This window comes from Giesbergeria giesbergeri (genome assembly GCF_054779375.1).
The window spans coordinates 166,458-184,855 of the sequence record NZ_BAAGYJ010000001.1 but is presented as its reverse complement, the minus strand read 5'-3'; the positions used below and the strand labels follow the sequence as shown (position 1 = coordinate 184,855).

Annotated in this window: 19 protein-coding genes and 1 pseudogene; 1 reads left to right on the top strand and 19 read right to left on the bottom strand. The window is 58.6% G+C overall.

All coding sequences use genetic code 11. From position 1 onward, the window contains the following. The 10 genes from nagZ to ACYVB2_RS00795 form a co-directional block, all read right to left on the bottom strand. Entirely contained in the window at window positions 1-1,146 is a 1,146-nt protein-coding gene (gene nagZ / locus ACYVB2_RS00840) for a beta-N-acetylhexosaminidase (RefSeq protein ID WP_382431466.1), read from the bottom strand. Further along, window positions 1,143-1,568: a holo-ACP synthase gene (gene acpS / locus ACYVB2_RS00835; protein ID WP_382431468.1), complete on the bottom strand. Its 426-nt coding sequence runs from the start codon at window positions 1,566-1,568 to the stop codon at window positions 1,143-1,145. The genes nagZ and acpS overlap by 4 nt, the downstream gene beginning before the upstream one ends. Continuing rightward, a complete protein-coding gene (locus ACYVB2_RS00830) occupies window positions 1,565-2,344 on the bottom strand; it encodes a pyridoxine 5'-phosphate synthase (RefSeq protein ID WP_382431470.1) in 780 nt (259 codons plus the stop codon). Before ACYVB2_RS00830 ends, acpS begins: the two co-directional genes overlap by 4 nt. Then, window positions 2,341-3,117 carry a DNA repair protein RecO gene (recO, locus tag ACYVB2_RS00825; protein WP_382431472.1) on the bottom strand — a complete coding sequence of 259 codons (777 nt, stop codon included), beginning with the start codon at window positions 3,115-3,117 and terminating at the stop codon, window positions 2,341-2,343. Before recO ends, ACYVB2_RS00830 begins: the two co-directional genes overlap by 4 nt. A 12-nt stretch (window positions 3,118-3,129) precedes the next feature. Further along, entirely contained in the window at window positions 3,130-4,137 is a 1,008-nt protein-coding gene (gene era, locus ACYVB2_RS00820; RefSeq protein WP_382431474.1) for a GTPase Era, read from the bottom strand. Then, window positions 4,134-4,805 (bottom strand): ribonuclease III, encoded by a 672-nt coding sequence (gene rnc / locus ACYVB2_RS00815; RefSeq protein ID WP_382431775.1) that lies wholly within the window; start codon window positions 4,803-4,805, stop codon window positions 4,134-4,136. Before rnc ends, era begins: the two co-directional genes overlap by 4 nt. Before the next feature lie 19 nt (window positions 4,806-4,824). Beyond that, the gene (locus ACYVB2_RS00810; protein ID WP_382431476.1) at window positions 4,825-5,187 is read right to left on the bottom strand and encodes a DUF4845 domain-containing protein; all 363 of its coding nucleotides are present in this window, start codon (window positions 5,185-5,187) and stop codon (window positions 4,825-4,827) included. A gap of 35 nt (window positions 5,188-5,222) precedes the next feature. Then, complete coding sequence (lepB, locus tag ACYVB2_RS00805) at window positions 5,223-6,197, bottom strand: signal peptidase I (RefSeq protein ID WP_382431478.1); 975 nt, start codon at window positions 6,195-6,197, stop codon at window positions 5,223-5,225. Window position 6,198: 1 nt separating this feature from the next. Continuing rightward, entirely contained in the window at window positions 6,199-8,007 is a 1,809-nt protein-coding gene (gene lepA, locus ACYVB2_RS00800) for a translation elongation factor 4 (protein ID WP_382431480.1), read from the bottom strand. A gap of 213 nt (window positions 8,008-8,220) precedes the next feature. Continuing rightward, the gene (locus tag ACYVB2_RS00795; protein ID WP_382431777.1) at window positions 8,221-9,618 is read right to left on the bottom strand and encodes a DegQ family serine endoprotease; all 1,398 of its coding nucleotides are present in this window, start codon (window positions 9,616-9,618) and stop codon (window positions 8,221-8,223) included. 176 nt (window positions 9,619-9,794) lie between these two features. Here ACYVB2_RS00795 and ACYVB2_RS00790 point away from each other — a divergent pair. Continuing rightward, window positions 9,795-10,859: pseudogene (locus ACYVB2_RS00790) on the top strand (RNA-guided endonuclease InsQ/TnpB family protein). A gap of 109 nt (window positions 10,860-10,968) precedes the next feature. On the opposite strand, the gene ACYVB2_RS00785 reads toward ACYVB2_RS00790, so the two are convergent. The 9 genes from ACYVB2_RS00785 to plsX all read right to left on the bottom strand — a co-directional run bounded on the left by ACYVB2_RS00785 (window position 10,969) and on the right by plsX (window position 18,287). Beyond that, window positions 10,969-11,682: a sigma-E factor negative regulatory protein gene (locus tag ACYVB2_RS00785; RefSeq protein ID WP_382431482.1), complete on the bottom strand. Its 714-nt coding sequence runs from the start codon at window positions 11,680-11,682 to the stop codon at window positions 10,969-10,971. A gap of 60 nt (window positions 11,683-11,742) precedes the next feature. Further along, window positions 11,743-12,375, bottom strand: coding sequence for an RNA polymerase sigma factor RpoE (gene rpoE, locus ACYVB2_RS00780; protein ID WP_382431484.1), 633 nt, complete (start codon window positions 12,373-12,375; stop codon window positions 11,743-11,745). Next, complete coding sequence (locus tag ACYVB2_RS00775; RefSeq protein WP_382431486.1) at window positions 12,372-12,839, bottom strand: hypothetical protein; 468 nt, start codon at window positions 12,837-12,839, stop codon at window positions 12,372-12,374. Before ACYVB2_RS00775 ends, rpoE begins: the two co-directional genes overlap by 4 nt. 72 nt (window positions 12,840-12,911) lie before the next feature. Further along, window positions 12,912-14,156 carry a beta-ketoacyl-ACP synthase II gene (gene fabF, locus ACYVB2_RS00770; protein ID WP_382431488.1) on the bottom strand — a complete coding sequence of 415 codons (1,245 nt, stop codon included), beginning with the start codon at window positions 14,154-14,156 and terminating at the stop codon, window positions 12,912-12,914. A 41-nt stretch (window positions 14,157-14,197) separates the two neighbouring features. After that, complete coding sequence (acpP, locus tag ACYVB2_RS00765) at window positions 14,198-14,437, bottom strand: acyl carrier protein (RefSeq protein WP_300075708.1); 240 nt, start codon at window positions 14,435-14,437, stop codon at window positions 14,198-14,200. A gap of 105 nt (window positions 14,438-14,542) precedes the next feature. Continuing rightward, on the bottom strand, window positions 14,543-15,289 hold the full coding sequence (gene fabG, locus ACYVB2_RS00760) for a 3-oxoacyl-ACP reductase FabG (protein WP_382431491.1): 747 nt from the start codon (window positions 15,287-15,289) through the stop codon (window positions 14,543-14,545). After that, window positions 15,286-16,233: an ACP S-malonyltransferase gene (gene fabD, locus ACYVB2_RS00755; RefSeq protein WP_382431493.1), complete on the bottom strand. Its 948-nt coding sequence runs from the start codon at window positions 16,231-16,233 to the stop codon at window positions 15,286-15,288. The genes fabG and fabD overlap by 4 nt, the downstream gene beginning before the upstream one ends. 24 nt (window positions 16,234-16,257) lie before the next feature. After that, window positions 16,258-17,235 carry a beta-ketoacyl-ACP synthase III gene (locus ACYVB2_RS00750; RefSeq protein WP_382431495.1) on the bottom strand — a complete coding sequence of 326 codons (978 nt, stop codon included), beginning with the start codon at window positions 17,233-17,235 and terminating at the stop codon, window positions 16,258-16,260. Continuing rightward, window positions 17,232-18,287: a phosphate acyltransferase PlsX gene (gene plsX, locus ACYVB2_RS00745; RefSeq protein ID WP_382431497.1), complete on the bottom strand. Its 1,056-nt coding sequence runs from the start codon at window positions 18,285-18,287 to the stop codon at window positions 17,232-17,234. Before plsX ends, ACYVB2_RS00750 begins: the two co-directional genes overlap by 4 nt. Window positions 18,288-18,398: the final 111 nt, after the last annotated feature.

Genomic DNA, 18,398 nt, shown 5'->3' with positions numbered 1-18,398 from the left:
TCAGTTGGATGGCAACAGCTCCAGCGCCTGTTGGTAGGCTGGCTGGAACATCAGTTCATCCCACGGCAGCGGTGGCGTCAGGGGCAGCAGGGCCATGCGGCGCGCTTCGCTCTCGGCGCTGGGTTGCCAATGGCCTTGGGTTTGCGCTGCACTCAAGCCCTCAAGCAATTCATCAATGGCGGCGCCATCGCCCAAACTTTGGTTGCACAGCAATACCAAGTCACAACCGGCTTGCAAGGCGGCTACGGCGGCATCGGTGTAGCTGACGGTTTGGCCGTCTAGGTGGCGAGCGCCTTCCATGCTCAAGTCGTCGCTAAAAATGGCGCCATCAAAGCCCATTTGCTGGCGCAGAATATCTTGCAGCCAGCGGCTAGAAAACCCAGCGGGGCGGCTGTCCACCTTGGGGTAGATCACATGGGCGGGCATGAGGCTGGTCAAGCTGCTGCGCAACCAAGGGTAGGGGGCCGCATCATCGGCCAAAATTTTCTTCAGGCTGCGTTTATCCACTGGCACTTCGGTATGCGAGTCGGCCTTCACATAACCATGCCCCGGAAAATGCTTGCCACAGTTGGCCATGCCGCCCTGCAATAGGCCGTGCATCAGGCTTTTGGCCAACAGGGTGACGGTGCGTGGGTCGCGGCCAAAGGCGCGGTCGCCAATCACGCCGCTGCTGCCCCAGTCCAAATCCAGCACGGGCGTAAAGCTGAAATCCACGCCACAGGCGCGCAGTTCGCTGGCTAGCACATAGCCTGCTGCGGTGGCGGCGTTGGTGGCTTGCAAGGCACTGCCTGTTAAAAAGCCACTGCGCTTCTTGTTTTTCTTGCTGGCCTTGCGTCCTTTTTTGCCTTTGCTTTTGGCACTGTCACGTTGCCATAACGTGCCCAGTGCCTGCATAGGAGGCAGATGGGTGAACCCATCGCTGCGAAAACGCTGCACGCGGCCACCTTCGTGGTCTACACAGATGAGCAGATCACCACGCACCGCTTTGATAGAAGCGGTCAGTTCCAGCAGTTGTTGGCGGTCGTACCAGTTGCGGGCAAACAAAATGACACCACCAGTGAGTGGATGTGCCAAACGGCGGCGATCGGTGTCGGTCAGTGCAGTGCCAGCCACATCCAAAATCAGGGGGGAATGGGTGTTGGTCATGGGGGAAATGGGGATGAAGAGGGAGGGGAGAGAACTTTTTCTGCCACGCAAAAGCCCACGGCATAGTCTTGCTCGTCGCTGATGCTCAGGTGGATACTAAGCTGGCGCTGTTGCAGCCAAGTGTGTAAGGCACCGTGGGCCAAGATGGCGGGTTGGCCGCTCTCTAGCGTAGTGATTTCGCACGCCTGCCACGACATGGGTAGCACCATGCCCAGCCCGATAGCCTTGCTGAAGGCTTCTTTGGCACAAAAGCGACTGGCCACAAAGCGCACACCGCGCTCAGGCCAGCGGCTGTGGCGCTCTTGCCATAGAGCGCATTCTGTAGGGGTCAGAACTTTGGCAGCAAAGCGAGCCCCATGCTGCGCCAAGCTGGCCTGAATGCGGCGAATGTCGCAAATATCGGTGCCGATGCCGTAAATCATGTGGTGGGGGTGGCGGTGGCCCCGGCCTGAATGCAGTCTAAATAAGCCTGCACCGTGGTGGCATAGCCCAACTCCAATGCATCCGCAATCAGGGCGTGACCAATCGATACTTCTAACAGGCCGGGCACCGTGTGGACAAAGGCGGCAAGGTTGTCTCGGTTCAGATCATGGCCTGCATTGATACCCAAGCCCACATCCAATGCGGCTTGTGCTGCAGCACGGTAGCACTCCAACTGCTGAGCTTGCTGGGCTGTGCCCCAGGCTGCGGCATAGGGTTCAGTGTACAACTCTACCCGGTCGGCCCCCACCGCTTTGGCGGCTGCCATTTGTGCTGGTACAGCATCCATAAACAAACTCACGCGCACGCCCAACGCATGGCATTCGGCAATCAAAGGGCGCAGGCGTTCGGCATCTTGCGCCAAGTTCCAACCGTGGTCGCTGGTGAACTGGCCCTCGCTGTCGGGCACGAAGGTGGCTTGGTGCGGGCGCACCGTGCGGACAAAATCCATCAGGTTGTGAAAGGGGTTGCCCTCGATGTTGTATTCGCGCTCGGGCCAATCTTGCAACAAGGCGGCCAGTTCGGTCACATCGTGGGCGCGGATATGGCGCTCATCTGGGCGTGGATGTACTGTAATGCCCTGTGCCCCAGCTTGTAGGCACAGCAGTGCCGCGCGCGTGACGCTGGGAATGCCCAAATGGCGTGTATTACGCACCAAGGCAACTTTGTTCACATTCACCGAGAGGGCGGTGCGGTGGGTAAAGGCAGAAGCAGTCATAGAGTTTGAAGTTCCATCATTAGCTGGCGTGTGCGCAGCACAGGGGGGCCGCAGTGGTGTTGCAGCAAAATGCGCAACTGCGGTTTTAGTTCTGCCGCCACTGGGGCACAGGCTTGCAGCAGGGCCGACAGCCGCACGCCGGTTCCCTCTAATGCTTGGTTCAGTGGCAGCCATTGAGCGCCGCTCAGGCTGGCACGTTCTGTGGCTGGGGCGGGGCACAGGCCGCTGTCTGGCAGCAGGGCATAGCGGGCTTGGGCTTGCAAGGGGGCTAAAGTCGGGGTGTGGGCATTGAGGGCGGGTAGCAGGCCCAATTCGCGCAGTAGCAACAATTCAAAGGCGCGCAGCACCGGCTCTAAGGCATCGCCATGCTCGCTGGCCAGCACACGCACCACGGCTGCATAGGCATCAAACAAGGCCGGGTGCGGGTCGTGGCGTGCCAGCAGGCGCAACAGCAATTCATTGAGGTAAGTGCCCGCCAACAAGGCATCGCCCATCGGCATGGTGTGCCCGCCTACCCATTCTGCCCCCTTGAGCGGGTGGATGCCACTGCCATCGGTGGTGGGTTTGGCACTTTCCGTCCAGTGCAGGCTCAAGGGCTGCAAGGGCAGCAGCACGGGGCGAAAGTTGGAGCTGGGCTTTTTTGCGCCCCTGGCCACCAAGGCGGTACGCCCGTGGTGGCGGGTAAACACTTCCAGAATCAGGCTGGACTCGCTCCAGTCGTAGCGGTGCAGCACAAAGGCTGGTTCATGGCTCAAGCGGCGCGCAGCGGCCACAGCAAAACAGGCTTATTCGTAGCCAAACGAGCGCACGCGGGCTTCATCGTCGGCCCAGCCCGAGCGCACCTTGACCCACAACTCAACAAACACCTTGGCATCCATGAGCTTTTCTAGCTCTTGGCGTGTTTCGGTGCCAATGCGTTTGAGGCGCTCGCCCTTGTCGCCAATCACCATCGCTTTGTGGCTGTCGCGCTCCACCACAATGGTGGCTGCAATGCGAATCATGCGCTTGTGGACTTTGCTTTTTTCTTCCTCAAACTTGTCAATCACCACAGTGGAGGTATAGGGCAACTCGTCCCCAGTGAAGCGAAACAGCTTTTCGCGCACGGTTTCGGAGGCCAAAAACTTTTCACTGCGGTCGGTTAGCTCATCGGCGGCATACCACCACGGGGCTTCGGGCAGGTATTTTTCGCAGATGCCATACAGGCGCTCAATGTCGCCTTTGTTCTTGGCCGACATGGGCACAAACTCGGCAAACGGGTGGCGCTCTTGCATATCGCGCAGCCACGGGGCAATCTCTGCCCGGCGGTGTACGTTGTCTAGCTTGTTGGCAATGAGCAGTGTGGGAATGCCCGGTTTGAACAAGCTCAGCACCTTGGCATCGGCCAAAGTAAAACTGCCAGCTTCCACCACAAACAAAATTAAATCTACATCACCAATCGCACCCATCACAGTTTTGTTTAGTGATTTGTTCAGGGCTGTGGCGTGGCGGGTTTGGAAGCCGGGGGTATCGACAAAAATAAACTGCGTTGCCCCCTGTGTGCGGATGCCCGTAATGCGGTGGCGCGTGGTTTGTGCCTTGCGCGAGGTGATGCTGATTTTTTGCCCCACCAGCGCATTGAGCAGAGTGGATTTGCCGACGTTGGGTTTGCCCACAATGGCAATCACGCCGCAGCGTTTCCCCTCAATGGCAGGGGCTGTGCCCGGTGCTTGGGCTGCGGCCAGCATGGCCTCTAAATCGGGTTGGGCTGGTGCAGCAGCAGTGGGGGTGGAGTCGTGGGCAGGTTCAGCGTTCATTGTTTCTGGGTTTTCAAGAGGGTCAGCATGGCAGCGGCAGCAGCCTGTTCGGCGGCACGGCGTGAAGCACCACTGCCCCGTTCGGTGAGCTTGAGTTCGGCAACGCAGCATTCAACCTCGAAGGTCTGCCGGTGGGCCGCTCCAGCCGTAGCCACCACAGTGTATTGGGGCAGCTTCATTCTGCGCCCTTGCAGCCATTCTTGCAGCGCCGTTTTGGCATCTTTGGCCGCAGCCTGCATCTGTGGGTTGATTTCTACATTGGCAAACAGGCGGTGTACCAGTGCTTCGGCCACGGCATAACCTGCATCCAGATAGACAGCACCAATCAGCGCCTCTAGGGCATCGGCCAAGATGGAAGGGCGTTGGTGTCCACCTGAGCGGGACTCGCCTTCGCCCAAGCGCAGTATGCTGGGCAGTTGCAGTTGCAGTGCCAACTGGTGCAAAGTGCCTTCGCGCACCAAGTTGGCCCGCACCCGCGACAAATCCCCTTCTGGTTGGTGACGCAGGCGCTGGTAGAGCAAACTAGAGACGGCCAGATTGAGCACCGAATCGCCCAGAAATTCTAGGCGCTCGTTGTGATCGGCACTAAAACTGCGGTGCGTGACAGCTTGTTGCAGCAGAGCTGCATTTGCAAACCGGTGTTGCAGCCGCGATTGCAAGGCCTGCAACCCCTGTGCTGCACTGCTATTACTTGCTTTGGAGGTCAAATCGGTACACCAAATAGGCTGGGCCGGCCAGAGCCACTTCGCGGGCATATTTGACCCGTACCACTACTTTGTCGCCGTTTTTGGTCACATCCAAGTCTGACCCTCGCACAGAGCTGATGTCGTCAATCTGCGCTGCACGGTCAAAGATAGTGCGCACCTCAGGCACGCTACCGCCACTCTTGGCCTTGTCCAAGGCTTTTTGAATCGATTGTGATTCGATAAAAATCGGAATTGACTGACCGCCAATGGCAAAGGCTGCTACAGCCAGCAGGCCCACAATAATGACGCCGATAAAGGACAGACCCCGTTGGCGCGAACGGCTGCTACTGCGATAAAGGTTCATGGCTCCACTCCTTGTGTGTGCATATGGCAGAGGCGTTAATGGAACGACCCAATGCGCTTGAGGTCACCAAAGTTCATCCAGACAAAAAAGGCCCGGCCTACGATGTTGGCGTCAGGCACAAAGCCCCAATAGCGCGAGTCGAGCGAATTATCGCGGTTGTCGCCCATCATGAAGTAGTGCCCTTCTGGCACTTTGCAGACTACGCCCTCAATGCTGTAGCGGCATTGGTCACGGTAGGCAAAATCGCTGGCACCTTGGATAAAGGCAGGCGCTTCAGGGTTGTTCAGCAACCGGTGAGGCTGATCCCCCAGCTTCTCTTCAAATTGCTTGAAGTAGCGCATGGCGCTTGCATCGAAAAAGTCGGGCACGGCGGTGGTGGGCACTTCTTGACCATTCACGGTCAGACGCTTGTTTAAATAGGCCACCTCGTCGCCCGGCACACCCACCACACGTTTGATGTAATCCATGTGGGGTTGGGGTGGGTAACGAAACACCATGACATCGCCACGCTGGGGTGGATTGCCAGCAGTGATTTTTTTGTTGATGACTGGTAAGCGAATGCCGTAGGTAAACTTGTTGACCAGAATCAGATCCCCTACCAAAAGGGTAGGGATCATGGAGCCAGAGGGAATTTTGAACGGCTCGAACAAAAATGAGCGCAGCAGAAACACGGCTGCAATCACCGGAAACAGCCCTGCAGTCCAGTCCAGCCACCAGGGCTGAACCAACGCCTGCTGTTGGGCCTCGTTCACATCCAAGTCTACTTTGGCAATGCCCATGCGATCGAGTTCGGCGCGGCGCTGGGCTGCGGCCTCAACAATGGCCTGGGCTACTCGCTGGCGTCGTGGCAGAAAATAAAAACGCTCGGCCAACCAGTAGCACCCGGTGACCACCGTTGCCAGAAACAGCAACAGGGCGAAATTGCCTTCGATGGCCCCGGTGTACCACGCACCGATGTAGCCGATAAAGGCGGCCAGCACCAGCGAGGTGAAAATTTGCACGGCCTGCATGTCAGTCTTCCACCTGCAAAATAGCCAAGAAGGCTTCTTGTGGCACTTCGACCGAGCCAATTTGCTTCATGCGCTTTTTACCGGCTTTTTGCTTCTCCAGCAGTTTGCGTTTACGGGTGATGTCGCCGCCGTAGCACTTGGCCAACACGTTTTTGCGCAGTGCTTTGATCGTCTCGCGGGCAATGATGTTGGCACCAATAGCAGCCTGGATAGCCACATCAAACATCTGGCGGCTGATGATTTCGCGCATTTTGGCTACCACCGCACGGCCTCGGTATGGGGCTTGCGAGCGGTGGACGATGATGGAGAGGGCATCGACCTTTTCGCCATTGAGCAAAATGTCCACCTTGACCACATCCGAGGCGCGGTACTCTTTGAACTCATAGTCCATCGAGGCATAACCGCGCGAGACCGACTTGAGCTTGTCAAAAAAGTCGAGCACGATCTCGCCCAGCGGCATTTCGTAGGTGAGCATCACTTGGCGGCCGTGGTAGGCCATGTTGATTTGCACGCCGCGTTTTTGGTTGGCCAGCGTCATCACTGGGCCCACGTAGTCTTGCGGCATGTACAAATGCACAGTAACGATAGGCTCACGAATTTCTTGCAGCTTGCCTTGGTCGGGCATCTTGGCTGGGTTTTCCACCATGATGACTTCGCCATCGGGTTTCACCACCTGATAGACCACGCTGGGCGCTGTGGTGATGAGGTCTTGGTCAAATTCGCGTTCTAGGCGCTCTTGCACAATTTCCATGTGCAGCAACCCCAAGAAGCCGCAGCGGAAACCAAAACCCAATGCCTGACTGACTTCAGGCTCGTAGTGCAGCGAGGCATCGTTGAGCTTGAGCTTTTCTAACGCATCGCGCAACTGGTCGTACTCGCTGGCTTCGGTGGGGTACAGGCCCGCAAACACCTGAGGTTGGATCTCTTTAAATCCGGGCAGCGGCTCAGAGGCTGGGCCAGCGTTGTTGGGCAGCTTTTTTTCGAGCGTGATGGTGTCGCCCACCTTGGCAGCCTGCAACTCTTTAATGCCTGCAATGATGTAGCCCACTTCGCCTGCACGCAAGGCGTTGCGCGGTTCGTTGGCTGGGGTGAACACACCCAGGTTGTCGGCGTTATAGACGGCCTCAGAAGCCATCATCTTGATGCGTTCCCCCTTGAGCAGGCGGCCATCGACCACGCGCACCAGCATCACCACGCCCACATAAGGGTCAAACCAGCTGTCGATGATCATGGCGCGCAGCGGTGCATCGGGGTTGCCTTTGGGGGCGGGCACCTTGGCGACGATGGCTTCGAGGATTTCTTCAATGCCCATGCCTGTTTTGGCCGAGCACGGAATGGCATCGGTGGCATCAATGCCAATCACGTCCTCAATTTCGGCCTTGGCGTTGTCGGGGTCTGACTGGGGCAAGTCCATCTTGTTGAGCACTGGCATCACCTCGACGCCCAAATCCAGTGCGGTGTAGCAATTTGCCACGGTTTGTGCCTCTACGCCTTGGCTGGCATCCACCACCAACAAGGCGCCTTCGCACGCTGACAACGAGCGGCTGACTTCGTAGGAGAAGTCGACATGGCCGGGGGTGTCAATCAGGTTCAGGTTGTAGGTGTTGCCATCTTTGGCCTTGTATTGCAGTGCGGCGGTTTGCGCTTTGATGGTGATGCCGCGCTCTTTCTCGATGTCCATCGAGTCAAGCACCTGGGCCTCCATTTGCCGCTCCTCTAGCCCGCCGCAACGCTGGATCAGCCGGTCTGCCAGTGTGGATTTGCCGTGATCGATGTGGGCAATGATGGAAAAATTTCGGATGTGGTTCATGTCAGAGGGTGAGAGAAAAAGGCGCGCGCAAGAAAAAGGGCGCATCGGGTGGTGACGCGCCCTGAACCAACCCTCCTTGACCACTGCGGTGGTGGGTGTTGCATGGGGGCAGTACAGCGCAAGTCCTGGCGGCAAGGCCAGCATGCAGGACAAGCGGCTATTCTACCCAACGGGGGGGCTTGCCCTGCGCTGTGCCCTGCGGCTCTTTGCAGTTCAGCGGCTGGGTCGGATCAAGGCATATTGCGCCCACTCGCCCCTGCGGAACAGCACGTTAATGGGCTTGCTCTTGTCCGCCTTGGTCAGTACGGCTTCCAGTTCTTTGGCGCTGCTGACTTCAGTGTTGGCAATAGCCAAAATCACATCGCCTTCGCGCAGGCCGGCCCGTGCTGCGGCATCGCTGGCCGCATCGACCAAAACGCCACCCTTGAGTTTGAGGTCACGTTTTTGCGCCTCGCTCAGGTCAGACACATGCAAACCCAGCTGTTGCGCACTGGCCAGCCGGGCTTTGTGTCCAGGCTCGGCGTCGGTGGCTTTGCTGCGCACTACTTTGTCTGGTTCTACTTCGGCAATGGTGATGCTCAGGTCGCGGCTGCCACCCCGGCGGAATACGGTAATGGTGCTCTTGCTGCCTGGTTTGGTGCCGCCCACCAAACGGGGTAGATCCGAGACTTTCTCAATCGGCTTACCATTGAACTTGGTGATGATGTCTCCGGCCTCAACCCCCGCTTTTTCGGCGGGCGAGTTGGCCTCTACCCCCGTGACCAAGGCTCCCGGCTGCTTGCCCAGCCCCAGAGACTCTGCCACGTCTTTGGCAACGGGCCCAATTTGGACACCAATGCGCCCGCGTGTGACCTTGCCTGTGGCGCGCAGTTGTTCGCTCACCCGTATGGCCTCGTCAATCGGAATGGCAAAGGCAATGCCCATATAGCCGCCCGAGCGCGAATAGATTTGGCTGTTGATGCCAACCACTTCACCACGCATGTTGATGAGCGGGCCCCCAGAATTGCCGGGGTTGATGGCCACATCGGTTTGGATAAAGGGCAAATAGTCGCCGGTGTCGCGTTGCTTGGCACTGACAATACCCGCAGTGACGGAGTTTTCCAGCCCAAAGGGCGAGCCAATCGCCATCACCCATTCGCCCACTTTGAGGCGGCCACTGTCGCCCACTTTGACGGTGGGCAGGCCGCTGGCCTCAATTTTGAGCACGGCGACATCGGTGCGTTTGTCGGTGCCGATAATTCTGGCCTTGAACTCGCGCTTGTCGGTCAACGTCACCAGCACTTGGTCTGCCCCTTCGACCACATGGGCATTGGTCAGGACGTAGCCATCATTGCTGACAATGAAGCCCGAACCCACGCCCCGCGAGGATTGGCTATCTTCATCTTGCGGACGCTGGGGCCGTTGTGGACGTGGGGCATGGGGCATGGGCAGGCCAAAGCGTTTGAAAAACTCCAGCATGTCCTCATCCATGCCGTTGACGGGCGTGCGCGAGGCTGATTTTTCGGTAGTGCGGATATTGACAACCGCTGGCCCTACCTGATCGACCAAATCGGTAAAGTCAGGCAAGCCACGGGCCACGGCGGCTGGTTGGGCAATAGCCGTGCTGGGCATGACTGTGATGCTGGCTGCTGCCATCACGCAAGCGGCCAGCACAGAGTGTGAAACTGTCCAGTGTGTGTTTTTCATCAAATGCTCCGAGAAACTCCGGCATTCATGCCGACGACGAAAGGAGCGCAGCTGATAGGCTGCACTGGGTTGAAAAAATGGAAAGGGGCTAGCATGCTCCGATGAGTACCAAGGTGTACCGTTACCGCATCAAGTCTTCGAACGGCTTGCTGAACCAGCAGGCGCGGGCAGTGAACTTTGTCTGGAACTTTTGCAACGACACGCAAAAGCACGCCTTGAAGTGGCGCAAGCCTTGGCCCACTGGCTTTGACTTGAACAAGCTCACTACTGGCAGCAGTAAAGAGCTGGGCATCCACTCGGGGACGGTGAATGCGGTGTGTGAGCAATACGCCAAGTCGCGCCAGCAGTTCAAACGCCCCTATCTGCGCTACCGAGGTAAACGTACGCCGGGCTGGGTACCACTCAAGGGTCGGGAGTTGAAGCGCGAGGGCAATGCTTTTCGCTTTGCTGGTAACACCTTCCGCGTCTTTGATTCGCGCCCATTGCCTGAAGGCAAGATAAGAGATGGCACCTGCTTTGCTCAAGACCGGCGCGGCCACTGGTTCCTCAACATCGTGGTGGAACTGCCAGACGCACCCACCCGGCAGCCTGTGCGCGGTGTCGGAATTGACTTGGGCTTGAAAGACTTGGCTACCCTGTCCACGGGCGAGAAAATTGCGCACCCGCGCTACTTGCGCCAATGGGAAGTCAAGCTGGCCTAAGCGCAGCGGGCGCACAAAAAACGGCTTGTTACCAACATCCATGCCAAAATTGCCAATTGCCGCATGGACTTTCTGCACCAAGCCGGCACGGATATCGTGTGCCGCTTTGATTACATCGCTGTGGGCAACGTCAGCAGCGGCAAACTGGCCAAGACCAAGATGGCCAAAAGCGTGTATGACGCATCTTGGCATTCCTTCAAAACGATGCTGGCGTACAAGTCGGTGGCGAATGGCACGTGGTATGAAGAAGTGAATGAAGCGTTTTCTTCCCAAGTCTGTTCGCATTGCGGCGCACTGCCCGATTCGAGGCCGAAAGGTATCGCAGACCTTGGAATAAGGCACTGGGTTTGTTCGGACTGTGGTGGTGAGCATGACCGTGATGTGAATACCGCCAAAAATATCCTGAATAAATCAAGCGCCCGCTCGGGGCATCGAGCGCCTGTAGAGGGAATCGCCGTCCTTTAGGGCGGCGAGAATGTCAACAAGAGCCTTTCGGTTGAAGCAGAAAGGGCCCGGCACGCTGGCGGGGCTGTCTATGCTTCAGAAGGCATTGGCGGTGATTGGTTCCGCAGCTTTAACGCTTGGGCGACTCAAAGTTGGCGTTGCGCAAAAAGCCCGCAGGCAGTTGCAAGGCCGATGCACCATGAAACTGTTGGTGGGCTGCCAGCAACTCATCCAAGCGTGGGTCTCGCAGCATGACGGGCGCAGCCGATGGCTGGTTGGGCCGCTCAGTTTGGGCGACGGTCACAGGGTTTTCTGTGGTGACTGGGGTTGCCACTGGTTTGGCCTGCACCACCTCTTGGGTGGTAGGTGCGGTGCCCACTGCTGCCCATTGCCCTGTGGCTGCACCGGGGTTGCCGCTGCTGCCCCAAGTGCTCCAAGCTAGACTGGCCACAGTCGCTAGCGAGGCCACGCCTGCTACCAACTTCCAACGGAACACGGAGTCGTTGGCTGCGGCTTTGGGTGCCACAGCAGTGGGCAGGGCGATCGTGTTGTGCGCCAAAACTGGCGTGACAGGGGTGCTGTGGGGGGGAGGCTGATGGTCGTTGTGTGTTGGCTCTTGTGCCAAATTTTGGCGCAACCGGGCCATGAAGGCACCACCATCATCGTGGGTTTGGCGGGCCAGCTCGGGCGAGCGCAGCACATCGCCCACCAGTTGGTACAACTGCCAAGTCTCACGCCCTTCGTCGGAGGCGGCAAAGTCCAGAGCTTGCGCCCATTCTTCGTCTGGCAGCTCACCATCGGCCAGTGCCGAGAGCTGTTCTCGCTGAGTTTGCTGTTCCATCATGGTTTTCTCACCTGTCTTGGCCCCAAGTGGGCCACCATTAGCATTGCAATCTGCAACCACTCACCAACGTTTGCCGGTCTGGTTTTGCAGCAAGGGCCGCACGCGCGAAGAGATGGCCTCGCGCGCCCGGAAAATGCGTGAACGCACCGTGCCGATGGGGCAATTCATGGCCAGGGCAATTTCTTCATAGCTCAATCCTTCAATTTCCCGCAACGTAACGGCTTGGCGCAAATCCTCAGGTAAAGCCTCCATTGCGGCATTGACCGCAGAGGCGATCTCTTGGGCTGCCAGCACGGTTTCTGGGGTTTCCTCACTGCTTGGTTCGTGTCCGGGCCGTGAAGTTTCATCACTTTCATCGTTAACGGCCATGGCACTTTCGTAGATCAATGGATCTCGCTTGAGATCCATCAGTGTCTTTTTGGCCGTATTGACAGCAATGCGGTACAGCCAGGTGTAGAACTGCGCCTCGCCACGAAACTGCGGCAAGGCACGGTAAGCCCGGATAAAGGTTTCTTGGGCAATGTCTTCGATCAGGTCGGCATCACGCACCATGCGACCGATCAGGCGCTCAATGCGGCGTTGGTATTTGATGACCAGTAATTCGTAGGCACGCTGGTCGCCCGCCACCGTTCGCTGTACCAGTGCCAAGTCACTGTCGCCCGCAGGCACATCGGCAGAAGAAGAGGCTGTCATGGTGTGGAGGTAGGGTGTAGAGGGGCGGGTGGAGCTGGAGGGGCATGGAGTGCGCGGCGCAGATCAGCCCATTGGGCAGGGGCGTGGCGCTGCTCTAGCCAAAACCAGCAGACTTGGTGTGATGTCTGGGCCTGCCAACGTACCCCAAGGCTGTGTTGCCAATCTAGACAGACATAGGCGCTACCAGGGCCGTGGCGTTGGGTGCAAGAGGCCCAACTCCAATGTTGGCCGTCCCAGTCCAAACGGCCTTGGGGCAACTGCCACCAAAACCGGGCGACCCACAAGACAGACAACAGCCACAGGCCCGCAGCCATAATGGCGATGGCGGTGTTGTGAGCAGGGGCACCCAGACGCCACCAAGCCAGTAAAACGCCCAGTTCCAGCACGCTCACCAGTAGCAAGCCTCCAGCCAACCGGAGGCTGCGGGTGATGGGGTAAGCAACGGCGGGGGCCGATTGGCTCATGCTGAACCTCAGGCCTTGGTGGTGGACAACAGTGCAGGGCTAGCCATTCAGCAGCAGCCCCTAGGGTAGAACTCAGACGCGCCGGAACACCAGCGAGCCGTTGGTGCCACCAAAGCCGAAATTGTTTTTCACGGCAATGTCGAGCTTGGCATCCCGCGCCGTATTGGCACAGTAGTCCAGATCACACTCTGGGTCGGGGGTGTGGAGGTTGATGGTGGGCGGAATCTTTTGTTCGTGCAGAGCCAGCACGGTGAAGATGCTCTCAATGCCACCAGCACCACCCAATAGGTGCCCCGTCATCGACTTGGTGGAGCTGACCACCATCTTGTGGGCATGGTCGCCAAAAGCCGCTTTGATGGCGTTGGTTTCGTTGATGTCACCCAGTGGGGTGGAGGTGCCATGCGCGTTGAGATAGTCAATCTGATCGGCATTGATACCGGCATTGCGCAGTGCTGCCAGCATAGCGCGGCGGGGGCCATCCATGCTGGGGGCCGTCATGTGGCCCGCATCGGCACTCATGCCAAAACCAGACAGCTCGGCATAAATTTTGGCTCCACGGGCTTTAGCGTGTTCGTATTCTTCGAGCACCATGACGCCTGCACCTTCACCCAGCACAAAACCATCACGGTCTTTGTCCCAGGGGCGCGAGGCGCTTTGCGGGTCATCGTTGCGCGTAGACAGGGCGCGCATGGCCGCAAAACCACCCACACCCAGTGGCGAGATGGTCGCTTCAGTGCCGCCGGCCACGACGATGTCGGCATCACCATACTCAATCAGGCGACCAGCCTCGCCAATGCAGTGCAGGCCCGTGGTGCAGGCGGTGACTACGGCCAGATTGGGGCCTTTGAAACCAAACCGCATCGACACATGTCCGGCCACCATGTTGATGATGGAGGCAGGAACGAAGAAGGGGGTGATGCGCCGGGGGCCACGACTGGCCAATTCGGCATGGGTGTTTTCGATCAGCGGCAGGCCGCCTATGCCCGAGCCAATCACGCAAGCAATGCGCGTGGCCAGCTCATCATCCAGCGCATCGCCCGTGGGCAATCCGGCGTCTTGTACCGCCTGGGCTGCGGCAGCAATGCCAAAGTGGATGAAGCTGTCCATAGCGCGCGCATCCTTGGCGCTGATATAGGACTCCAGGTCAAATCCCTTGACCTCACCGGCAATTTTGCAGGCGAAGTTCGATGTGTCGAACTTGGTAATGAGATCAATGCCGGATTTTCCGGCGAGGATGTTGGCCCAGGCATCCTGCACCGTGTTACCCACGGGGCTGATGCAACCCAGGCCGGTCACGACAACGCGACGACGGCTCATGCGTTAAAACCTTGTGCTGATCGAAAGGCGCAAAGCGCCGATTAAGCCTTTTGGTGGCCAGTGGCGTAGTCGATGGCGTTTTGCACCGTCGTGATCTTCTCGGCGTCTTCGTCGGGAATCTCAATGCCGAATTCGTCTTCGAGGGCCATTACCAGCTCGACGGTGTCCAGAGAGTCGGCACCCAGATCGGCCACGAAGGCTTTTTCGTTGGTGACTTGGGACTCTTCAACGCCCAGTTGCTCGGCAATGATTTTTTTGACGCGTGCTTCAATATCGCTCATGGTTTCCCTCGGGGAGGTTGTGAATGAATTCTCGATTCTAGCCGTATCAGGAAGTAAGCCAAAACAGCCTACTGCCATGATGCAACTAGCGTGATCTTCGGGCAATTACATGTACATGCCGCCATTGACATGCAATTCTTGCCCAGTGACGTAGCCCGCCTCATTGGAAGCCAGGTAAGCCACGGCATGGGCGATGTCAGATGGCTTGCCCAAACAACCCAATGGAATTTGCGCCGTTAGGGCTTTTTGCTGTGCTTCGGGCAGGTTGGCCGTCATATCGGTGTCGATAAAGCCGGGGGCCACACAGTTGACGGTGATATTGCGGCTGCCCAGTTCACGTGCCAGAGCACGGGTCATGCCCGCCACGCCTGCTTTGGCGGCAGCGTAGTTGGCTTGGCCGGGGTTACCAGAAGCACCCACTACGCTGGTGATGCTGATGATGCGGCCAAAACGCTGCTTCATCATGGGTTTGATGGCAGCGCGGCTGACGCGGAACACGGCTTTCAGATTGGTGTCGAGCACGGCATCCCAGTCGTCGTCTTTCATGCGCATGGCCAGTTGGTCGCGGGTAATACCGGCGTTGTTGACCAGCACTTGCAAACCACCTTGCTGTTTGACGATGCTATCGATCAGGGCTTCTACCGCCGGGGCATCATTCACATCCAAGGCAGCGCCTCGGCAGCCAGGGTAGGCGGCTAAGGCAGTGCCGATGCGCTCGGCACCATCGGCCGTGGTGGCGGTGCCAATGACTTGGTAGCCGCGTGCGGCCAGTTCTTGGGCGATAGCCGCACCAATGCCGCGCGAAGCGCCAGTGACCAGTGCAACGGGGGCTTTTGTGGTGGATTCGCTCATGCCAGCAGTTCCTTGGTTTGGGTGAGGGTGGTGGGGTCGTAGAGGGCTGCGCCGACCAGTTCGGCATCGATGCGCTTGACCAAACCGGCCAGCACCTTGCCGGGGCCGCATTCAACAATGTGGCTGATGCCACGCGCTTTCAGGGCTTGCACGCATTCGACCCAGCGCACCGGGCCAAAGGCTTGGCGGTACAAAGCGTCACGGATGGCATCGGCGTCTTGTTGCACCGCCACGTCAATGTTGTTGAGGACGGGAATTTGCGGGGCGGCCAACACCGTTTCTGCCAAGGCAACGCGCAGTTTTTCAGCCGCAGGCTTCATCAGGCTGGAGTGGAAGGGGGCCGATACCGGCAGCGGCAGGGCGCGTTTGGCCCCGGCGGCTTTGAGCACTTCGCAGGCTTTTTCTACGGCGGCTTTGCTACCGGCAATCACGGTTTGTGCCGGGTCGTTAAAGTTGACGGCCTCGACCACTTCGGCGCTGTTGCCCAGCGCAGCAGTGGCCTCTGCACAACCGGCTATCACCTTGCTGGCTTCCAGCCCCAAAATGGCCGCCATTGCGCCTGTGCCTACGGGCACGGCCTCTTGCATGGCCGCAGCACGCAAGCGCACCAAGGGAGCCGCTTGCGCCAGTGTAAGCACGCCCGAGGCCACCAAGGCCGAGTATTCGCCCAAAGAGTGCCCTGCCACAGCCGCAGGCAGAGCGCCACCTTCGGCTTGCCAAACGCGCCATGCTGCCACACCAGCCACCAGCATCACTGGCTGGGTGTTGGTGGTCAGGGCCAAGGCTTCTTTGGGGCCTTCGTGGATCAGCTTGGCGACATCTTCACCCAAGGCATCGGAGGCTTCTTGCAGGGTTTGGGCCACCACAGGGTGATCGCTCCACGCATCCAACATGCCCACAGATTGCGAGCCTTGCCCCGGAAAGACAAATGCAAAAGACTTCATGGTTTTTTGTTTTTCTCAAGAAAATCAGAATTTCAGCAGCACTGCGCCCCAAGTAAAGCCACCGCCTACGCCTTCGAGCAGCAGGGTTTGGCCTTTTTGTACCTGACCCGCGCGCACGGCATGGTCTAGCGCCAGCGGAATCGAGGCGGCTGAGGTGTTGCCGTGCTCTTGCACCGTGACCACCACCTTGTCCATGCCCATCTTGAGTTTGCGCGCTGTGCTTTGCATGATGCGGATATTGGCTTGGTGTGGAATCAGCCAATCGATATCGGCTTCGGTCAGGCCCGCTTTGTTCAGGGTGGCACGGGCAGCACCTTCGAGCAAACCCACCGCCAGTTTGAACACTGCTTGGCCGTCCATTGTCAGCAGAGGCAGGCCGGTGACTTGGCCGCCAGAGACATGGCCGGGCACGCACAAAATATCCACATGCTTGCCATCGGCATGGATGTCGGTAGACAAAATGCCCGGCTCATCGGAGGCTTCTAGCACCACTGCTCCGGCGCCATCGCCAAACAGCACGCAGGTGGTGCGGTCTTGGAAGTTGAGCAAGCGGCTGAAAATTTCAGACCCGACCACCAGCGCCCGCGTGGCGGTGCCCGCACGGATCATGGCATCGGCCACCGTCAGGGCATAAATAAAGCCGCTGCACACAGCCTGCACATCAAAGGCAGGGCAGCCGTGCGCGCCCAGTTTGTGTTGCAGGATGCTGGCGGTGGACGGAAACACCATATCGGGCGTGGAGGTGGCCACGATGATCAGGTCGATGTCTTGGGCTTGCAGTCCGGCCGCCTGCAAGGCTTGGCGCGCCGCTTCGAGCCCCAGATCGCTGCTGACGACATCGGCCTCGGCAAAGTGGCGCGCCCGAATGCCGGTGCGCTCAACAATCCATTCATCCGAGGTCTCTACGCCACGGGCAGCCAAATCGGCCACCAAGTCGGCGTTGGTCACGCGGCGCGGGGGCAGATAGCTGCCCGTGCCGATAATGCGGGAGTAGGGTTTCATGGCTGAGACGCTGGCGTGGGTGTGCGTTCGACAGAAGGAGCTACCGGCAGCAAAAAGGGCGCTGCGCTGGCAATACGGTGGCGCACCCGATCCAGCAAGTTGTTGCGGGCCGCATCATACGCCCGGTTCAAGGCCTGCCCAAAGGCCACCTCGTCGGCCGAGCCGTGGCTTTTGAACACCAAGCCGCGCAGGCCCAGCAGGGCTGCACCGTTGTAGCGGCGGTGGTCTAGGCGCTTTTTGAAGGCCGACAACACCGGGTAAGCCATTAAAGCGGCCAACTTGTTCCAAGGGTTGCGGGAGAATTCTTGCTTGAGAAAGCCACTGACCATACTGGCCAGCCCTTCACTCGTTTTGAGGGCCACATTACCAACAAAGCCATCGCACACCACGATATCGGTAGTGCCTTTGAAAATGTCATTGCCCTCGACATTGCCCACAAAATGGATGCTGCCTGCATCACCGGCATGGCGCAGCAATTCACCGGCTTTTTTAATCACTTCGCTGCCTTTGATGGCCTCGGAACCAATGTTGAGCAGCCCAACGCTGGGTTGCTCTTGGCCTTTGAGTACCGTGTCGAGCGCCGAACCCATGATGGCAAATTGCAGCAGGTGCAACTCGGTGCAATCCACATTCGCGCCCAAGTCCAGCACGGTGGTAGAGCCACCCAAAGCATTGGGGATTTGGCCCGCAATGGCAGGGCGGTCAATGCCATCGAGGGTTTTGAGGATGTAGCGGGCAATCGCCATCAGTGCGCCGGTATTGCCTGCCGACACTGCCGCAGCCGCTGTACCTTCTTTGACCTGCTGAATGGCGACGCGCATGGAGGAGTCTTTTTTGCGCCGCAGCGCGATCTCTACCGGGTCTTCCATCGTCACCACTTCACTGACATGGATGGCTTGGGCACGCTCGTGAGTAAAGCTTTGCAAAGCTTCGGGCAAGCCTACCAATAACAGGCGGGCGTCAGGGTGCTCGTCCAAAAACCGGCGGCACGCCGCCAAAGTGACGCGGGGGCCGTGGTCGCCCCCCATGCAATCGACAGCCAGAGTAATCATCGGAACAAGTGTGCAGCTGTATATGCAGCCGGTTCAAGAGAGAAAGCAGCGGGAAAAGCAAAGGCCCGTGCTACAAAAAAAGTAGCCACGGGCCTTTGGAAGTGCGAACGT